The sequence below is a fragment of the Vibrio chanodichtyis genome (genome assembly GCF_028863985.1).
GTDB classification, from domain to species: domain Bacteria; phylum Pseudomonadota; class Gammaproteobacteria; order Enterobacterales; family Vibrionaceae; genus Vibrio; species Vibrio chanodichtyis.
In genome coordinates, this window is record NZ_JARBFT010000006.1 from 200,841 (window position 1) to 218,056 (window position 17,216).

Below are 17,216 nucleotides of genomic sequence, written 5' to 3' on the forward strand. Positions count from 1 at the left end.
ATTACATCACACTGTGCGGGGATATTCGGTCACTTATCGTCGCCAATCTATGTCAGCTAGCCTAAGGTTGCCACCATCACCGCTTTGATGGTGTGTAAGCGGTTTTCGGCTTGATCAAACACAATTGAGTGGGCTGATTCAAAGACCTCTTCGGTGACTTCTAAGCCTTGCATGTCATATTGAGCGGCGATTTGTTGGCCAAGCAGCGTTTCATCATTATGAAAGGCCGGTAAACAGTGCATAAATTTGACCTGTGGGTTGCCGGTCGCTTGGATGGCCTCCATGTTGACTTGATAAGGCTTCATTAACGCCACTCGTTCGTCCCACGCCTCGGCCGCTTCTCCCATTGAAACCCACACATCGGTGTAGAGGAAATCACAGCCTTTAACGCCTTGTTGCACCTCTTCGCTCAAGGTAATTTTGGCCCCAGTTTGCTTGGCAATCTGTTGGCAGGTTGCCACCAAGTCGTCATTTGGCCAGTAGGCTTTTGGCGCGATTAAGCGAATGTCCATGCCCATTTTCGCGGCACCGACCATCAGGGAGTTGCCCATGTTGTTACGTGCATCGCCCAGGTAGGCGAACTTGATTTGATGCAGTGGTTTACCATCGCCATGCTCTTGCATGGTGAGCAGGTCGGCCAATATTTGGGTTGGATGAAACTCATCGGTTAAACCATTCCATACTGGTACGCCAGCATATTGACCGAGCTCTTCAACAATTGCTTGGCCAAAACCACGATATTGAATGCCGTCATACATGCGACCTAATACGCGCGCGGTATCTTTCATCGACTCTTTATGGCCAATTTGTGAACCGGATGGGCCGATGTAAGAGACTTGTGCCCCTTGATCGAAGGCTGCAACTTCAAAGGCGCAGCGTGTCCGAGTCGACGACTTTTCAAAGATCAGCGCAATATTTTTGCCTTGCAGCTTTTTCTGCTCAGTACCAGCGTATTTGGCTCGTTTTAGCTCAGCAGCTAAATCCAGCAGAAAGTGGATCTCTTTGGTGGTGAAGTCGAGTAGCTTGAGAAAATTGCGGTTGCGTAAATTGAAAGCCATTGGCTGATCCTTATTTGGCGATTCCAGTTGCGCTCAGTAAATCATAAAAATGCCGCAAAAGTGAATAAATATTTATCATTGGTAAATAAAAACCGCGATAAAAACGAGGTAATAAGGTGAGATGCAGATAACATCTCACCTTGCTGGTTTATAAATTTTGCTCAGCGAATTCAGCCAAGCGGCTGCGTACCACGCCATTCAGATGGATGTTGGCGCTGCCTGCAAAGTTTTTGAAGCGCTCAACCATGTAGGTGAGGCCGGAAGTGACAGGGGTTAAATAGTGCGAGTCAATTTGCGCTAAGTTACCTGAGCAGACAATCTTGGTGCCTTCACCACAGCGAGTAATGATGGTTTTGATTTGTGAAGCGGTCAGATTCTGGCACTCATCGAGCAGCACAAAGGCATTTTGGATTGAGCGGCCACGCATAAAGTTGATCGATTTAAACTGAATATTGGCTTTATCGCAGATGTATTTGAGTGAGCCTTCAGTGCAGTGATCATTTTTATGCAGCGCTTCTAAGGTATCGGTGATTGAAGCGAGCCACGGCAGCATTTTTTCTTCTTCGCTACCGGGTAAAAATCCAATCGATTCACCAATATCCGGTGTGTTGCGAGTGACGATGATTTTATCAAACATTTTACGCTCAAGCGTTTGCTCTAAGGCGGCGGCCATGGCGAGCAAGGTTTTACCACTGCCAGCCGCTCCGGTGAGGATCACCAGATCCATTTCAGGGTCGAGCAGCGCATCGAGCGCCATAGCTTGGTAAATATTTTTCGGGGTGATGCCCCAAGCGCGACGATGCAACATGCGATCGCGGCTTAGATCACGTAGGGTTAATTTATCGCCATCAATACTTTCGACTCGCGCGGCGAAATCGCTATCTTCATCGATCACATATTGATTGAGAAAGGTCGGGTCAAAAGGGGCGCGATCTAATTTATGAAAGGTGTGGCCAGCTAAAGTGTAGCTTTCAACCTCGGCGACACTATCCCAAAACCGTCCAGCGCGAGTTTGAAAGCCTTTAGTCAGATACTGAATGTCATCAATCAGTTGATCGGTACGATAGTCTTCAACCTGTAACACCCCAGCGCCTTTGGCCCGCAAACGCATATTAATGTCTTTGGTGACCAATACCACTGGGCGTGGGGCGTGCTGAGTTTGTAAGTAGAGCACCGCATTGAGGATCCGGTTATCCCCCTCTTTATCGGTAAACGCTTTGACCGTTTCCGCTAGGGCATAATCGGCCAAGATTGCCAGCGTGCCGCTGGCACCATGCTGTTTAGAAAGTGAAATCCCAGCGCTGATTTGTTCTGGTGTGGCTTCATGAAACAGGTGTTCTAAGGCGCGAATCGCCACCCTCGCATCACGTGCTACATCGCGTTTGCTATCTTTAATTCGATCAAGCTCTTCCAGTACCGTCATCGGGATGATCACATCGTGCTCTTGGAAAGAGTAAATCGCGAGAGGTTCGTGCAGTAGGATATTGGTATCTAAGACAAACAGTTTGCGAATGGTATCGCTCATCAGCATCTCCTTACGGCATACACTACATTATTAGGGTAAACCAATACGTATTGGCGCGTGGTACCAGTTAAGTATAGTCATCACACTATTAAGCAATGCCATTGGCTGTTGACAATTTGATGTCAAGCCACTGACTTAGAAAAAAAAGTAACAAAAAGCCGCTTGTGATCGGGAATCAACGTGACCTGTATCACGCCATCAAGTAAGATTAGCGGCCTTTTTCTGCACCCCCAATCGGCCTGTATCGATAAGCGACGGCTGGTTGAATGGGAGTGCAAAATTCTCTGCAACGCTATTTGATGAGGTAATCCATTCATGTCATTTGCTTTAGGGCAACGCTGGATAAGCGATACGGAAAGTGAGCTCGGATTAGGTACTGTAGTGGCGCTTGATGCGCGTACGGTAACTTTGATGTTTGCGGCATCGGAAGAAAATCGTGTCTATGCACGCTCCGATGCGCCAGTCACCCGAGTGATCTTCAATGTCGGCGATGTGGTGGATAGCCAGCAAGGCTGGTCGTTACAAGTGGAACAGGTGCTCGAAGAGCAAGGCGTCTACAGCTATTTAGGGACTCGCGTGGATACTCAAGAGCCCGCGATTGCGCTGCGTGAAATTTTCCTCAGTAACCAAATTCGTTTTAATAAACCGCAGGATAAGTTGTTTGCTGGTCAAATTGACCGCATGGATAACTTTGTGCTGCGCTATCGTGCGCTGACCAATCAATATCAGCAGCACAAAAGCCCGATGCGTGGTTTGTGCGGTATGCGAGCTGGCCTTATCCCTCATCAGTTGTACATTGCCCATGAAGTGGGGCGTCGCCATGCGCCACGGGTGTTGCTGGCTGATGAAGTCGGTTTAGGCAAAACCATCGAAGCGGGGATGATCATTCATCAACAAGTGCTGGCAGGCCGGGCTGAGCGGATCTTGATCGTGGTGCCTGAAACACTGCAACACCAATGGTTGGTAGAGATGATGCGCCGCTTTAACCTACACTTTTCTATTTTTGATGAAGAGCGCTGCGTGGAAGCCTCTAGTGAGGCGGATAACCCGTTTGAAACCCAACAATTGGTACTCTGCTCATTAGATTTTCTGCGTAAAAGTCGCCAACGCTTTGAGCAAGCCTTAGACGCCGAGTGGGACTTATTGGTGGTGGATGAAGCGCACCACTTAGAATGGCATCCCGAGAAACCGAGCCGTGAATATCAAGTGATTGAAGCATTGGCCGAGCAAACGCCTGGTGTATTGCTGCTGACGGCGACGCCTGAGCAGCTTGGCCGTGAAAGCCACTTTGCTCGTTTGCGTCTGCTTGATGCGGATCGTTTTTATGATTATCAGGCCTTTGTTGAGGAAGAGGCGCAGTACGCTCCGGTTGCGGATGCGGTCACCGCGCTGTTTAGCGGCGATAAACTGAGTGATGAAGCGAAAAATAAAATCGCGGAACTGCTGTCCGAGCAAGATGTCGAGCCACTGTTTAAAGCGCTAGAAGGCCATGCTTGTGCCGAAGAGATAGCGTTGGCTCGCCAAGAGCTGATCGATAACCTGATGGATCGTCACGGGACCGGGCGGGTTTTATTCCGTAATACGCGGGCAGCGATCAAAGGCTTCCCTGTACGTAATGTACACCTGTTACCGTTGGATATTCCGAGCCAATACACCACATCGATGCGCGTCGCGGGCATGCTCGGCGGTAAGCTCAGCCCTGAAGCGCGCGCGATGAAAATGCTCTATCCCGAAGAGATTTTCCAAGAGTTTGAAGGGGATGAGTCTTGCTGGTGGCAATTTGATTCGCGGGTCAACTGGTTGCTGGAAAAAGTTAAAGCTAAACGCAGTGACAAGATTTTGGTGATTGCTTCACGTGCCAGCACTGCGCTGCAATTGGAGCAAGCGCTACGTGAGCGCGAAGGTATTCGTGCCACCGTATTCCATGAAGGCATGTCGATCATCGAACGCGATAAAGCTGCTGCCTACTTTGCCCAAGAAGAGGGCGGTGCGCAGGTGCTGATTTGTAGTGAAATTGGCTCTGAAGGACGTAACTTCCAATTTGCCAACCAACTCGTGATGTTTGATCTGCCGTTTAACCCAGATTTGCTTGAGCAGCGGATTGGGCGTTTGGATCGGATTGGTCAGCAACGCGATATTGATATTTACGTACCGTATTTGACCGACACCTCACAAGCGATTTTGGCGCGTTGGTATCAAGAAGGGTTACATGCTTTTGCTGAAACTTGCCCAACCGGGCGTGCGGTATACGATGCGTTTGCCGAACGTCTGATCCCGATCCTTGCTGCCGGTGGTGGTGACGAGCTGGAAGAGATCATTGAGCAATCGGCCAAGCTCAACAAAACCTTGCAGGCTCAGATGGAAGTTGGCCGTGATCGCTTGCTGGAAATGCACTCGAATGGTGGGGATAAAGCACGGCAAATCGCCGCACAAATTGCCCAAACCGATGGTGATACCAATTTGGTCACTTTCGCGCTCGGCTTGTTTGATGCGATTGGTTTACATCAAGAAGATCGTGGTGAAAATGCCCTAGTGGTGACACCGGCTGAGCACATGATGGTGCCCAGTTATCCGGGGCTGCCTTATGAAGGGGCGACCATTACCTTTGATCGAACAACGGCACTGTCCCGTGAAGATATGCACTTTATCAGTTGGGAGCACCCAATGATCCAAGGTGGTATCGATCTGCTGATGAGTGAAGCGGTTGGCGTATGCGCGGTTTCGCTGCTCAAAAACAAAGCGCTACCCGTAGGCACGATTTTACTCGAATTGGTGTATGTGGTGGATGTGCAAGCGCCGAAACGCAGTGGCATCAGTCGCTTCTTGCCGGTGTCACCGATCCGTATTCTGCTCGATGCGCGTGGTAATGATCTTTCGACACAAGTAGAGTTTGAAGGTTTTAACCGTCAATTAAGCCCAGTTAATCGCCATTTAGCCAGTAAATTTGTTAGCTCAGTGCAGCATGATGTGCATCGTTTGATCACGGCTAGTGAAACGCTCGCTGAGGTACAAGTCAATGCGATCCGTGAACAAGCACTGCGTGATATGCAGCAGAGTTTGCATGGTGAATTAGAGCGTTTGCTGGCGCTTAAAGCGGTCAATCCGAACATTCGTGATCAAGAGATTGAAGCGTTAGAGCAGCAAATTCAAGCCCTGACCGGTTATATTGCCAATGCGCAGTATCAATTGGATTCATTGCGTTTGATTGTGGTAGCACACAACTAATTTGCCGACACCAAGCACTTTATATGCCAAGGCCTTCATTAAATGAAGGCCTTTTTGATCTGTTTACAGCCGCCGTTGTTTATAGCAACCATTGTTTACAGTCACTATTGTTTACAGCAGCCATTTCCAGCCGATAAACAGTGCCAAAAAGCCAAACAGATAAATTAGTCCGGCTATCGATAACCATTTCATCTTGGGGCCAACCTGCAATGCGGCGGGGAGTTTGGTTCTGGTGACCAGAATGTAGTTGAGTAACGCAAAAAATGGCGTGGTCATAAACGCCATCACCATGGCAAAGTCGAGTAATGGCATTAGTGCTGAGGCGAAAAACAGAATAATCGCCATCGCCAACAGCGAAACCATCAGCATCCAAGCTTGTAAAACTTGTGGTTTTTGCTGCGCTTTACGTTGTAGCAAGCGCTGCGATTCCGCAACCACCCGTGAATAGCCATCCAGTACCGTGATGGTACTGCCAAAAATGCAGAAGAACGCGATCACGGCAATTAAGTAACGCGACCATTCACCAATGGTCGTGGCATACAAGCCAACCAATTGATGAGAAAAACCGACCCCTGAAGTGGCCAATTCCACGCCTGAGCCGTGTAACACTAATGCCCCGAGTGCCAAAAATACTATGGCTAATAGCGCAGTACCGATATAGCCGACATTAAAATCCAATAAGGCCGATTGAGGTGTAACTGTTTGCTGGCGGCATTGGCTTTTTAGCCACAGCGAGGTCAGGCTGGAGATTTCAATCGGAGCTGGCATCCAGCCCATGGTGACAACGATAAAGCCGATCGCCGCCAGCGTCCAAGGTGAGGTGGCTTGGCTAGTCACCACCTGTGGTGCTGGATTAGCCAGTGCGATCACTACCGCGATCAGTGTAGCGATAGTGAGCACGGCCATGATGACTTTGGATAGGGTATCTAACGCCCGATAGTGACCAGCAAATAAAATCACCAGACAGCTGGTGAGCACGATCACGCATAAGGTGAGGTTGGAGATCGCAAATGGCACAAAGTAGCTGAGCAGACTAGCACTAAACAGCAACAGCGCAGCGGTGTTGATGATGGCTGAAAATAGGCTGAGAGTGACAAATACCCATAGATAGGGGCGACCAAGTTTGGCATAACCCTCAACTAAGCTCTCGCCAGTACCCATAGTGTATTGTACGCCAGCTTTAAAAAACGGGTATTTAAACACGTTCACCAGCAGAATTAGCGATGCCAATTGCCAGCCATAAATTGCACCGGCTTGAGTGGAAGCCACTAAATGAGAGCCACCGACTGCTGCAGCGGCCATCATGATCCCAGGGCCAAGTGAGCGAATGAATTGAGCCAGTGCGCCTGGTTTATTGGAGCGATAAGCAACCACAGTTTCCATTTTGATTCCTTTTAAAATGGGGGGAGATGATGTTTAGTTTTTGATGTTCGCCTTATGTCAATAGAGTGAGTAAATAACATGATTGTCGATGTCGTCAATCTATATTTACACCATGTGTAATCTTTTTGTTAGGTCATCAACTCAACTCAGCAATTGGCTAAGCAATTGCACAGCTTTAAGGCACACAGGGTGAGTAAGAGCTGATATAATGCGCTGTTTTTTTGTGATACGAGACAATAGTGATGGCAATGACCGAATACAATCCTCCTAAGGATCCGTGGATTGATGTGATTTATGAGGATGAACATATCATTGCAGCCAACAAACCTTCCGGTTTGTTATCGGTTCCTGGGCGACCCGTTGAGCACTACGACAGTATGTGGGCTCGTCTGGTCGATTACTGCCCTGAGGTGAAAGTGGTTCATCGGTTGGATATGTCGACTTCTGGTCTGATCCTATTTGCCAAAGGCAAACATATGGAATCGGCGTTGAAAAAGCAGTTTCAGTATCGCCTCACTCATAAAATCTACTATGCCCGCGTGTGGGGTGTGATGGAGCAAGATGAAGGTGAAGTCAATTTGCCATTGTGTTGCGATTGGCCTAATCGCCCGAAACAGAAAGTCTGTTTTGAAGAGGGACGTGATTCGCTGACCCGTTACCAAGTGGTCAAGCGCGAAGAGAAAACAACAGTGGTACGCCTAATCCCAATTACTGGACGTTCGCATCAACTGCGCGTGCATATGCAATCGCTTGGTCACCCGATCGTCGGTGATGATCTGTACGCGCCACCAGAAGCGGTTGAGTTTGCCGATCGCTTGCAACTGCATGCGGCCGAGCTGTGTTTCTATCATCCTCGTACTCATTGGCTACGTACTCTATTTGTGCCTTGTGAGTTTTATCCTGAAGCCGAGGAGCAAATTTTGCAGCATTTCGATCCTGAGCGAAAACTGCCGGATTATAAAAAGCTCAAGCAAGACTAACTGTGCGGTCTGGATGCCGATGTTTTTGAGGTGAGCGTGAGCTTTCGTTTGCCACCACCCAACGCTTAGCGACAAGAATAGACAATAAAAAAGGCAGCGAAATCGCTGCCTTGATATTTTTAAGTAAGTTATTACAGCGCAGCAATGGTCGCTTTTTGCTGTTCAAGTTTCACCAGCGCTTCTTGATAACCAGCGAGCTTTTCACGCTCTTTGCTGATCACCGCTTCTGGCGCTTTGGCCACGAAACCTTCGTTACCGAGCTTGCCTTCGATACGCGCAATTTCACCTTGTGTCTTCGCAATCTCTTTGGCCAGGCGATCCAGCTCCGCGTCTTTATCAATCAAACCGGCCATTGGGATCATCAGCTCAGACTTGCCAACCAGCGCAGTAGCGCAGGCAGGTGTGGCTTCGCCATCCGCCAAGACACGAATGCTTTCCAGCTTGGCCAGTGAAACCAGCACAGGTTTGTTCGCTTCGATACGCGCCGCATCTTGCTCATTCGCCGCCTTGAGCATCACTTCCAGAGGCTTACCTGGGTTGATGTCGTACTCAGCACGCAGGTTACGGATACTAGTGATAAAGGCTTTCACCCACTCAATGTCATCCAAGGCTTCTTGGTTGAAGTTGGCTGCATCGTACTGAGGCAGCGCTTGCAGCATAATGGTATCGCCTTGCACGCCGTCCACCAATGGCTTAACACTTTGCCAGATGGTTTCGGTGATGTAAGGGATCACGGGATGCGCCAAACGCAGCGTTTTCTCTAGTACAGTGATCAGCGTGCGACGGGTGGCGCGTTGCTGAGCTTCGCTACCTTTCCACAGTACTGGCTTAGTCAGCTCTAAGTACCAGTCACAGAATTGGTTCCAGATGAATTCGTACAGCGTATTCGCCGCCATATCCAAGCGGAAGTTATCAATGTGGCCATTGAACTCTTTCGCCGCCAGTTCGAATTGTGATTCGATCCATTTGTCGGCCAGTGAGTACTCAAGCTCTGCGCCTGCGGCAAAACCACAATCTTGTTGTTCGGCGTTCATCAGCACATAACGGCTGGCGTTCCACAGTTTATTACAGAAATTGCGGTAGCCTTCCAGACGCTTCATATCCCAGTTGATATCACGACCGGTGGACGCCATCGCGGCCAGCGTGAAACGCAGTGAGTCGGTACCGTAAGCTTCGATGCCGTTTTCAAACGTTTTACGCGTGTTTTTCTCGATCTTCGCCGCCAGTTGTGGCTGCATCATGTTGCCAGTGCGTTTGGCGACCAGAGATTCAAGATCAATTCCGTCAATCATGTCGATTGGATCGAGCACGTTGCCTTTCGATTTCGACATTTTGTCGCCGTTTTCGTCACGGATCAGGCCGGTTACGTACACGGTTTTGAATGGCACTTGTGCTTTGCCATCTTCATCTTTACAAAAATGCATGGTCATCATGATCATGCGCGCAACCCAGAAGAAGATGATGTCAAAGCCAGTGACCAGCACATCGGTAGGGTGGAACACTTTCAGCTCAGGCGTTTTCTCTGGCCAGCCTAGCGTGCCGAAGGTCCACAATGCTGATGAGAACCAAGTATCCAGTACATCATTGTCTTGACGAAGTACCACATCTGCTGCGAGGTTATTTTCTGCGCGCACTTCGGCTTCGTCACGACCAACAAACACATTGCCTTGTTCGTCATACCAAGCTGGAATGCGGTGGCCCCACCACAGTTGGCGCGAGATACACCAGTCTTGAATATCACGCATCCAAGAGAAGTACATGTTTTCATACTGCTTTGGTACGAATTGGATGTCGCCATTTTCTACCGCTTCAACCGCAGGTTTGGCTAGAATACCGGCGCGAACGTACCATTGGTCGGTTAGCATTGGCTCAATCACTACACCGCCACGGTCGCCATAAGGCACGGTGAGATCGTGATCTTTGATCTCTTCCAACAGACCTAATTGTTCAAATTCGGCGACGATCGCTTTACGCGCTGCAAAACGCTCCATCCCTTGATATTGGGCTGGGATTTCGGTGCCGTAAGCGGTACTCGCTTCGCCATTGGTGTTAAACACTTCAGCGGCATCACGAATGTTGGCATCAAAGGTCAGGATATTGATCATCGGCAACTGGTGGCGCTTACCGACTTCATAGTCGTTGAAATCATGCGCTGGGGTGATTTTCACACAGCCAGTGCCTTTTTCCATATCCGCATGTTCGTCACCAAGGATCGGAATACGACGACCGACGATCGGCAGGATCAGTTGTTTTCCAATCAGATCTTTATAACGCGGATCTTCAGGGTTAACCGCTACGCCAGTATCACCCAGCATGGTTTCTGGACGAGTGGTCGCTACCACAATGTAATCTTTACCATCGGCCGTTTTCACACCATCCGCTAGCGGGTAACGGAAGTGCCACATGTGACCTTTGGTCTCTTTGTTTTCTACTTCCAGATCGGAGATCGCGGTGTGCAGTTTCGGATCCCAGTTGACTAGGCGTTTGCCGCGGTAGATTAGGTCATCTTTATAGAGGCGCACGAACACTTCTTGCACCGCTTTATAGAAACCATCATCCATGGTAAAGCGCTCACGATCCCAATCGACTGAGGCACCTAGACGACGCAACTGTTGAGTGATGGTGCCGCCAGATTCGGCTTTCCATTCCCAAATTTTGTCGATGAAGGCATCACGACCGTAATCGTGTTTGGTTTTGCTTTCTTCTGCGGCGATCTTGCGCTCAACCACCATTTGCGTGGCGATACCGGCGTGGTCGGTTCCCACTTGCCACAAGGTATTTTTGCCCTTCATCCGCTGACAACGGATCAGAGTATCCATAATAGTGTCTTGGAAGGCGTGGCCCATATGCAGGCTGCCAGTAACGTTCGGTGGCGGGATCATGATGCTGTAGGCATCTTTAGTGGTGTCACCGTGAGGCTTAAAGTAGCCTTGCTCTTCCCAAGTCTGATACAGATCTTGTTCGATTGATGCTGGGTTATATGTCTTTTCCATAGTGCTCTTTAATGGATGCTGTGATGGTTAATTCAATCTATCGCTATAAGTGAGTTCTCTTGGATAAGAGAGCTTAACTATAAGGATGGACGGTTATGGATACTGGATCTCAACGGTTTGCAGCTGATAACCCGCTTGTCGATAGAGTTTATACCGCTCGCGAGCTAGCTGCTTGGCATTTTCTGCGCAGGGCACGAAGTCTACCACTTCGGCAAAGGTACGCGCAAAGGTTGTCTGATTATCCGCCAAATTTATTGCCAATTGACGATTCCAAGAAGGGGTGACGCCAACATAACCAATTTCAATCGCGCTGCCCGATTTAGGACCTTCACCCACTAAATTGTGCGCCAAAAATTGCTCAGCTTCGAGCTGCCAAAAGTGCTCAGCAAGCTGTTCCGCATGTTGTTTATCTTGGCATTGCAGGTAAATTCGCGCCCCTTGTGCGGTAAAGTGACGCGCCAAATACAGCACGTATTCAATCAAACCCGTTACAGTTGCCTGCGCGGAGCTGGGGGAGATGAGATAAAAGGTTGCGGTTGGCATCTTGGTTACTTTTCACTAAAAAGGGCCCGTAGGCCCTAGTATGATTACTCTTCTGCGTCTAGGCCGCCACTGCGATTGAGCAGGAATTGGACCAAGAGTGACACCGGACGACCAGTAGAGCCTTTGGCTGCGCCTGAGCGCCACGCTGTTCCAGCAATATCTAAGTGTGCCCAGTTGTATTTCTTGGTAAATTTAGCCAAGAAGCAGCCCGCGGTAATTGCGCCGCCCGGGCGACCACCAATGTTGGCCATATCGGCAAATGGGCTCTTGAGCTGTTCGTGATATTCATCGGCCAGTGGTAAGCGCCAAGCACGATCACTGGATTGTTCAGAGGCATTCACCAGCTCATGGGCTAATGGATTGTGATTGGCCATCACGCCACTGATGTGATGACCTAAAGCGATCACACACGCGCCAGTCAGTGTCGCGACATCGACCACGCAATCCGGTTCAAACCGTTCAACATATGTCAGCACGTCACACAGCACCAAACGACCTTCAGCATCAGTATTTAATACTTCAACGGTTTGGCCTGACATGGTGGTCAGAATATCCCCTGGGCGGTAAGCGTTACTGCCGGGCATATTTTCACAACCGGCCAAGATGCCAACGACGTTCAGCGGTAGGCCTAGCTTGGCAAGCGCTTTCATGGCACCGAAAACCGATGCTGCGCCGCACATGTCGTACTTCATCTCATCCATACCTTCACCCGGCTTGAGTGAGATACCGCCTGAGTCGAAGGTGAGCCCTTTACCGACCAGTACAATCGGTTTGGCTTCTGGGTTTGGATTGCCTTTGTATTCGATGACCGACATCATCGATTCATTGCGTGAGCCACGACCGACTGCAAGGTAAGCGGCCATGCCCAGTTTTTCCATCTCTTCTTCACCAATGATTTTGGTGGTGATGCTCTCATAATCGTCGGCCAGACGACGAGCTTGTGAAGCAAGGTAAGCTGGATTGGCGATATTGGGCGGCATATTGCCAAGGTCTTTGCACGCTTTAACCCCAGATGAGATCGCAAGGCCGTGGGCAATCGCGCGTTCACCAAGATTTAATTCACGGCGAGTCGGCACGTTGAAGACTAATTTGCGCAGTGGACGGCGAGTTTCTGGCTTAACACTTTTGAATTGATCAAAGGTGTACAGGCTATCTTTGGTCGCTTCTACCGCTTGACGCACTTTCCAATAGGTATCACGACCTTTGACGTGCAGCTCAGTTAAAAAGCACACCGCTTCCATTGAGCCGGTTTCGTTTAAGGTATTGATGGTTTTCTGAATGATCTCTTTGTACTGCCGCTCACCCAGCTCGCGTTCTTTACCACAACCGACCAGCAGAACTCGTTCAGATAACACATTTGGGACTTGATGCAGCAGTAGCATCTGCCCTGGTTTACCCTCGAGATCACCACGACGCAGCAGTGAGCTAATATAGCCATCGCTGATTTTATCGAGCTGTTCTGCGACTGGAGAAAGGCGACGCGGCTCAAACACCCCGACAACGATACATGCGCTGCGCTGTTTCTCAGGGCTGCCACTCTTAACACTGAACTCCATGCGTACTCCTACATCCTGAAGACAAATAGAACTAAATGGTAGATAATGCATCTCTTACTTGCTGGATCCTATCAAAGATCGACCTTTTGTATGCACAACCTAGCCGTTAGCGAAATTTTCAAAAAATAAAAGGTTCATCCGGAAATTATAGTGATTCAATCAAAAAAACAAGTTTTGCATAGGTAATTTCAGCGTGATTATTGTTAGATATTTGATCCGAGAAACAATAAAAAGTCAGTTTGCGATCTTTTTCGTGCTGTTTTTAGTGTTTCTCAGCCAGAAATTTATCCGCGTGTTAGCCGAGGCCTCTGACGGTGATATTCCTACCAGCATGATTTTATCGATTGTCGGACTCAATATGCCGGCAATGGGCCTATTAATGCTGCCATTAAGTCTATACATCGGAATTTTGCTCACTTTTGGCCGTTTATATGCGGAAAGTGAAATTACCGTGATGAATGCCACTGGGATTGGCAATAAATTTTTAATTCGCGCAGCGTTATACCTCGCTTTGATCACCGCTTCAGTGGCGGCTTTCAATGCGTTGTGGCTTGCCCCTTGGAGCCAAGATAAAGAAGCACAATTAATGGAGCAGTTTGCCGCCGAAAACAGCGTTGAACTGTTGCAAAAAGGCCATTTCCAACGCTCTCCCGATGGTTCATCGGTGGTGTTTATCGATAATATCGAAAATAAAAAGCTGCATAACGTGTTTGTCGCCCAACTGATGCCCCGTGAATCGGTGCTGCCAAGTGTGATGTTTTCCAATTCTGGTGATGTGAAAGAGTTGAGCGACGGTCGCCAAATCATCACGCTATATAATGGGACGCGCTATGAAGGTATTCCTACCCGGGTTGATTATATGATCACCAATTTTGATGCTTATGATGGCTTGATTGGTCAGCGTGAAGTGAAGTCGTCGGATCGTGATTGGGAAGCTTTGTCGACTTTCAGTTTGTTGCACGATTCTAATCGTCAAGCTCAAGCAGAATTGCAGTGGCGAATTTCCTTAGTGGTGTGTATTCCATTACTGACCATGTTGGTGGTGCCGCTATCGGCGGTTAACCCTCGCCAAGGACGCTTTGCCAAAATGGGGCCAGCGATCTTGATCTATTTGACCTATTTCTTAGCGCTTAGTGCGACCAAGTCTGCCATCGAAGATGGCTCATTGCCCGTGATCATCGGTTTGTGGCCGATCAATGCGGCATTGTTAATCGCGGCTTTGATTGTCAATACCACGGATAGCATACCGATGCGCCGCTTTAGAGACCGATGGAAACAGAGAGCGAGGGCTTAAATCGTGTTTAAAATCCTAGATTGGTATATCGGTCGTACGATTGTTGCCACGACAGCTTTAGTGCTGGTGACCTTTGTTGGTCTATCTGGCATCATCAAATATGTTGAACAACTGCGTAAAGTCGGTGATGGCAGCTACGATTTACTGCAGGCGTTATGGTTTGTGGTACTCAGTATGCCACGCGACATTGAAATGTTTTTCCCGATGGCGGCTCTATTAGGGGCTTTGATTGGCTTAGGGGCATTAGCCTCCAGTTCCGAATTGGTGGTGATGCAGGCAGCCGGGTTTTCTAAGCTCGATATTGGATTGTCGGTGCTTAAAACGGCCATTCCACTGATGATTATTATCACCTTGCTCGGCGAATGGGGCGCTCCGCAAGCACAAAAACTGGCGCGTGATATGCGAGCCTTTGCTACTTCGGGTGGCGCGATCATGTCGGTGCGCACCGGCGTTTGGGCGCGAGATGCCAACGATTTTATTTTCATTGCCAAAGTGGATAACGAGCAGCTTTATGGGCTCAATTTATGGCGTTTCGATCAGAATAAAAAACTCAGTGAGGTCATTTTTGCTGAGTTGGCGGAGTATGTCGGCAGCAATGAGTGGCTGATGAAAGATGTTCAGTTGACCCGTTTGAACGATGAGATTGAGATCAGTAAACAATCCTTACCTGAATACCGTTGGCGCACGTCATTAGCACCCGATAAGCTCGCGGTTGTGACCGTCAAGCCAGAAGAGTTATCACTAAGTGGCTTGAATGATTATGTGCAGTATTTGCAAGCTTCAGAGCAAGATGCTTCCCGCTATCAACTGGCTTTTTGGCGCAAAGTCACGCAGCCGATCTCGATTGCGGTGATGATGCTGATGGCACTCTCGTTTATTTTTGGCCCATTACGTAGTGTGACAATGGGCGCGCGAATTTTATCTGGCGTGATCGCAGGATTCACCTTCTATATCTCCAGTGAGTTTTTTGGGCCGCTAAGTTTGGTGTATGGGCTGCCACCTTTATTAGGCGCACTTGCTCCAGGCTTGGTTTTCCTCGCGATTGCTTTAGGCTTATTAGGTCGAAAACTCTAACCCCAAGCAAGCGGTGATGAGCGACCAGGGTAATAAAGAGTAATAAAAGAGCGCGAGGTTTTCCTTGCGCTCTTTTATTATGCGGCGGACAAATCGATAAGTTGCGTGGTTTTTAAGGTAATACCACGACGCGCGTTTTGGCCCAGATATCATGAAACCCTCGCTGTTTGGGATCACACACCACAGTTAAGTTGGCCAGCCCAAAGCCCGACGTAGCTAAACGAATCAAAGCTTGAGTGACTGAAATGGTTTGCCCTTGTTCGCTACACAAATACAGCTTCCAAGCACGCATACCTAAAGTTTGCCCCGCGCGCGTCCAGAAATAGACAAAAAAACCGATCCAAGTGAGAGCCAGATAAGCACGATAAACCACACTCCATAGCGGATGTGTGCTGAGCAGATCACTGGCATCTTGATAGGGGGCGTAATTCACCAGCTGCGCGGCAACTAAAGCTTCAAGTACTGCGACCACGATCCCGCCGGCAATGATTAACATCGCTATCACGATCAGAGTATCGTAGCTCCAGGCTGCTAGACGGCGTAATAAACCTGCGCTAGGGAGGGTGGTGTAATTCATGTTGCTCAGTGCTGGCCATTAAAGGTAACAGAATATCCAGAGGTGAAGGCTAAATAAAGAGCACTAGCACACCGCTTATGGTTCGATGGTGAAATAATCAGCAAACAACACGGTTTTCAATATTTTACTATTGCGTGACCGCGCTTCTTACGTATAATGCGTTCCATCAAAGGGCAACAGCCCAGATGCCGATGTGGTGAAATTGGTAGACACGACGGATTCAAAATCCGTTTCCTTCGGGAGTGACGGTTCAAGTCCGTCCATCGGTACCATAATTTAAAGAAGCCGACTCAATTGAGTCGGCTTTTTGCTTTTTCATCGACGTAAAATCTTTCCCTCTGATAGTCAAACTCTCCAGCGATGGTCTTTATGCAAACAGCTTGTTCCTTTAGCCAGTAATTCACGTGATCCGCTTGAGCAATACCTTGCTTCTTCTTTCTGACGTGGTTGATCGTTCGGAATAACGAAGCGGTCGTTTTATTAAGATTTGCGCAGCAGAAAAGCGACAAAACTAAAGGAAAAGTTCAATAAATAATAGTTTTGCTGGTTTTGTAGGCGAATGAATGATTTTTTAGAAAAAAGTGCATTTAGGGTCTTGCCAGAAACAAAATCATCCCTATAATGCGCCCTCACTGACACGGCAGACGCCGCAAGGCCTCAGGGCCAGTCAGCTAGGCAAAACGCTTCGATGCAAAAAGATGAAAAAAGTGTTTGACACTGACAATTATCTCGCTAGAATGCACAGCCTCTTCGGTAAGAAAGCCGAAGCAAAACGCTCTTTAACAATATAAACCAATCAATCTGTGTGGGCACTCGTTGATGATAATCTCAAAAAGATTAATCAATGAACTGAGTGACCAAACGAGACGAAAGTCTTGGCACAGTCAATTCATTATCGTTCTGTTGGAACGATAATAGCTTTGAATTACTAAGGTAATTTAAAGTCAGTATTCATTGAGCCGAAGCGAAAGCTTCAAAAAACTTTTAATTGAAGAGTTTGATCATGGC

General features: G+C 48.5%; 11 protein-coding genes and 1 tRNA gene. 5 read left to right on the forward strand and 7 right to left on the reverse strand.

Going from position 1 to position 17,216, the window contains the following annotated elements; genetic code table 11:
• Positions 1–56: 56 nt before the first annotated feature.
• Both PUN32_RS08730 and PUN32_RS08735 read right to left on the reverse strand, forming a co-directional pair.
• Positions 57–1,058, reverse strand: a complete 1,002-nt coding sequence (locus PUN32_RS08730; RefSeq protein WP_274722738.1) for an ornithine carbamoyltransferase — start codon at positions 1,056–1,058, stop codon at positions 57–59.
• Between the two features lie 148 nt (positions 1,059–1,206).
• Complete coding sequence (locus tag PUN32_RS08735) at positions 1,207–2,583, reverse strand: PhoH family protein (protein ID WP_274722739.1); 1,377 nt, start codon at positions 2,581–2,583, stop codon at positions 1,207–1,209.
• Between the two features lie 315 nt (positions 2,584–2,898).
• Between PUN32_RS08735 and rapA the strand changes: the two genes are divergently transcribed.
• Positions 2,899–5,808 carry an RNA polymerase-associated protein RapA gene (rapA, locus tag PUN32_RS08740; RefSeq protein WP_274722740.1) on the forward strand — a complete coding sequence of 970 codons (2,910 nt, stop codon included), beginning with the start codon at positions 2,899–2,901 and terminating at the stop codon, positions 5,806–5,808.
• A gap of 111 nt (positions 5,809–5,919) precedes the next feature.
• Here the strand turns inward: rapA and PUN32_RS08745 are convergent, their stop codons facing one another.
• The gene (locus tag PUN32_RS08745; protein ID WP_274722741.1) at positions 5,920–7,191 is read right to left on the reverse strand and encodes an Nramp family divalent metal transporter; all 1,272 of its coding nucleotides are present in this window, start codon (positions 7,189–7,191) and stop codon (positions 5,920–5,922) included.
• Between the two features lie 242 nt (positions 7,192–7,433).
• On the opposite strand from PUN32_RS08745, the gene PUN32_RS08750 reads away from it, so the two are divergent.
• A complete protein-coding gene (locus PUN32_RS08750) occupies positions 7,434–8,171 on the forward strand; it encodes a pseudouridine synthase (RefSeq protein ID WP_274722742.1) in 738 nt (245 codons plus the stop codon).
• Between the two features lie 131 nt (positions 8,172–8,302).
• Here PUN32_RS08750 and PUN32_RS08755 read toward each other — a convergent pair whose 3' ends face one another.
• From PUN32_RS08755 to pepA, 3 genes are all read right to left on the reverse strand, one after another.
• The gene (locus PUN32_RS08755; protein WP_274722743.1) at positions 8,303–11,164 is read right to left on the reverse strand and encodes a valine--tRNA ligase; all 2,862 of its coding nucleotides are present in this window, start codon (positions 11,162–11,164) and stop codon (positions 8,303–8,305) included.
• Positions 11,165–11,257: 93 nt separating this feature from the next.
• Positions 11,258–11,707, reverse strand: a complete 450-nt coding sequence (locus tag PUN32_RS08760) for a DNA polymerase III subunit chi (protein WP_274722744.1) — start codon at positions 11,705–11,707, stop codon at positions 11,258–11,260.
• Between the two features lie 44 nt (positions 11,708–11,751).
• Positions 11,752–13,263: a leucyl aminopeptidase gene (pepA, locus tag PUN32_RS08765; protein ID WP_274722745.1), complete on the reverse strand. Its 1,512-nt coding sequence runs from the start codon at positions 13,261–13,263 to the stop codon at positions 11,752–11,754.
• 193 nt (positions 13,264–13,456) lie between these two features.
• Between pepA and lptF the strand changes: the two genes are divergently transcribed.
• Positions 13,457–14,557 (forward strand): LPS export ABC transporter permease LptF, encoded by a 1,101-nt coding sequence (lptF, locus tag PUN32_RS08770; protein WP_274722746.1) that lies wholly within the window; start codon positions 13,457–13,459, stop codon positions 14,555–14,557.
• Between the two features lie 3 nt (positions 14,558–14,560).
• Complete coding sequence (lptG, locus tag PUN32_RS08775) at positions 14,561–15,631, forward strand: LPS export ABC transporter permease LptG (protein WP_274722747.1); 1,071 nt, start codon at positions 14,561–14,563, stop codon at positions 15,629–15,631.
• A gap of 112 nt (positions 15,632–15,743) precedes the next feature.
• Here the strand turns inward: lptG and PUN32_RS08780 are convergent, their stop codons facing one another.
• Positions 15,744–16,208, reverse strand: a complete 465-nt coding sequence (locus PUN32_RS08780) for an RDD family protein (protein ID WP_274722748.1) — start codon at positions 16,206–16,208, stop codon at positions 15,744–15,746.
• Between the two features lie 187 nt (positions 16,209–16,395).
• On the opposite strand from PUN32_RS08780, the gene PUN32_RS08785 reads away from it, so the two are divergent.
• Positions 16,396–16,480 (forward strand) — tRNA-Leu (locus PUN32_RS08785).
• Positions 16,481–17,216 lie beyond the last annotated feature (736 nt).